The following is a 2,004-nucleotide window of genomic DNA, read 5'->3' as shown; positions in this document are numbered from 1 at the left end:
ATAGCAAGAGTGAACCACCTGATCCCTTCCCGAACTCAGAAGTGAAACCTCTTAGCGCTGATGGTAGTGTGGGGTTACCCATGTGAGAGTAAGTCATCGCCAGCTCATTATTCGAAACACCCCCTGACTCGTGCAGGGGGTGTTTTTTTATGCGTGATGAAAAGGGAAGAAAAAAATAATAAGAAAAGCAGAAAGACAAACTGGGAAATGATAGATATTTAAAAAGAATAAGGCCGATCAACAATAAACTCGTCTAGAACTCTTTTATATCATTTAAAATGTTTTGCTAATGAAAATGTGTAATAAATCAATATAATAAAATCGTTTGTCTCTTTAATAATATATAGGGTATTTAACCCGAATCGCGGATAAGAAATTGACTTGAAAAATATGAGGACTAGAGCCATCAGTTGAGTTACCACACAAAACTCACAACTCTATCCTCATGTTTAATAGTACCGAATTATTTTGCGTAATTGATGATTTCTTTCTTAAATTTGAAGCAACTTATTGGCAATTCCTTAAGCAAAGCCATCGTTTCTCAAGAATTCGAGCGGCTCACTTGAGTCTTTCAGAAATCACCTTTATTGCTATTTGGTATAAATGCTCTCATTTCACTAATTTCAAAGCATTTTTCACATGGCTAAGGCAGGATAAAAGCTCTTTATTTAAGAGCTTACCCTGTTACCAACGGCTGATTCACCTCATTAATACGCACCAGTTGGCACTACATGCTTTACATGTAGCCTTAATGAAAGGTCAACGGAGCCAATATTTATGGATTGACTCAACCACTTTACCTGTCTGTAAAAATCAACGAATTCAAAGCCATAAATCTCTAGCAGAAATTGCATCTCGTGGTAAAAGCTCGATGGGTTGGTTCTACGGCTGTAAATTACATATTATGATGAATCAACTTGGAGAAGTCGTTTGTTCAGCATTATCCAATGGACATGTGGCTGACATAAGAATGGTTGAGCATTTGGTTGAAGGCTTGGAAGCAAAGCTTTACGCGGATCGTGGTTATATCAGTCAGGATTTAAAAAACAGATTAAAAGAACAAGGTATTGATTTAATTACTTATCATCGAAAGAACATGCGGTCTGTTCAACTCTGTACATCAGATGCATATCACTTAAAACAACGTAATAAAATAGAAACGTTATTCAGCTTATTGAAAGGTCAATACAATTTGGTGACGAGTAGAGCTAGAAGTATCTCAGGCTTTTTAAGTGGTATTTACGCATCACTATGTGCATACCAATTAACTCAGCAGCATAAGCCCACAATTCAAATTATGCAGTCATTGGCTTAAAAAGGATTCGGGTTATTTAAGATGTTTTTAAAAAAATTATTAGCTACAGTTTTATTTGCATTTGTTTCTTTCAATACTACAACCGGTGTGTATCAGGGTAAACTAAGTGAATGTTTGGTAAATAAAATTTCAGCAAAAGAGAGTCAGAACTTAACAGCTTGGATTTATTTGGCATTTTCAGCACATCCAGAAATTTCTAAATATAGTAAAGTAACGCCAGTTGAGATACAAAAAATTGATAAAAATATGGCTATTCTATTTCAAGATTTATTTACTAAACGTTGTAATGCTGAAATCAAAGCTGTTACAGAAAATGAAGGAACAAATGCTCTAGGTAAAGCATTTGAACTATTGGGAAATCGTGCAGCTGAAAATCTGATGAAAAATCCAATTGTTGAAAAACGTATTGCATCATTTGCGCAATATTTTGATGAAGATAAAATGCGTCAATCTATGAAATAATTGAAGAGATTAGGGTCTGTTGACATTTGTTGATTAAAAAAATAGCGAGATAGTAAAATTAAATCGCCAAACCCAATTTTACACTCGCTATGCCTCGAATAATGCTAAATGATCAACACTGGTCCAAGTTACTTGCTATTTTCCGTCACTTTAATATTTATCTCAAATTAAATTTACGGAATTTTATTGAAGCGATTTTATTTCGAATTAGAACAGGCTGTCCTTGG

General features: G+C 34.5%; 2 protein-coding genes, 1 rRNA gene and 1 pseudogene. All 4 read left to right on the top strand.

Features of this window, described 5'->3' with window-relative positions:
* Positions 1 to 105, top strand: a 5S ribosomal RNA gene (rrf, locus tag FTV37_RS17190); the annotation flags it as partial.
* Positions 106 to 445: 340 nt separating this feature from the next.
* Positions 446 to 1,315 carry an IS982 family transposase gene (locus tag FTV37_RS17185; protein ID WP_180064328.1) on the top strand — a complete coding sequence of 290 codons (870 nt, stop codon included), beginning with the start codon at positions 446 to 448 and terminating at the stop codon, positions 1,313 to 1,315.
* A 21-nt stretch (positions 1,316 to 1,336) separates the two neighbouring features.
* Positions 1,337 to 1,777 (top strand): hypothetical protein, encoded by a 441-nt coding sequence (locus tag FTV37_RS17180; protein WP_180064327.1) that lies wholly within the window; start codon positions 1,337 to 1,339, stop codon positions 1,775 to 1,777.
* Positions 1,778 to 1,866: 89 nt separating this feature from the next.
* A pseudogene (locus FTV37_RS17175) lies at positions 1,867 to 2,004 on the top strand (IS5/IS1182 family transposase); the annotation flags it as partial.

Source organism: Acinetobacter sp. YH16042 (assembly GCF_013417245.1).
Taxonomy (GTDB): domain Bacteria; phylum Pseudomonadota; class Gammaproteobacteria; order Pseudomonadales; family Moraxellaceae; genus Acinetobacter; species Acinetobacter amyesii.
The sequence above is the reverse complement of the archived record's forward strand: the minus strand, read 5'-3'. Positions and strand labels throughout refer to the sequence as shown.

Coding starts and splice junctions, on each gene's coding strand:
- FTV37_RS17180 (WP_180064327.1), top strand. CDS start 1,337: ATGTTTTTAAAAAAATTATTAGCTACAGTTTTATTTGCATTTGTTTCT.
- FTV37_RS17185 (WP_180064328.1), top strand. CDS start 446: ATGTTTAATAGTACCGAATTATTTTGCGTAATTGATGATTTCTTTCTT.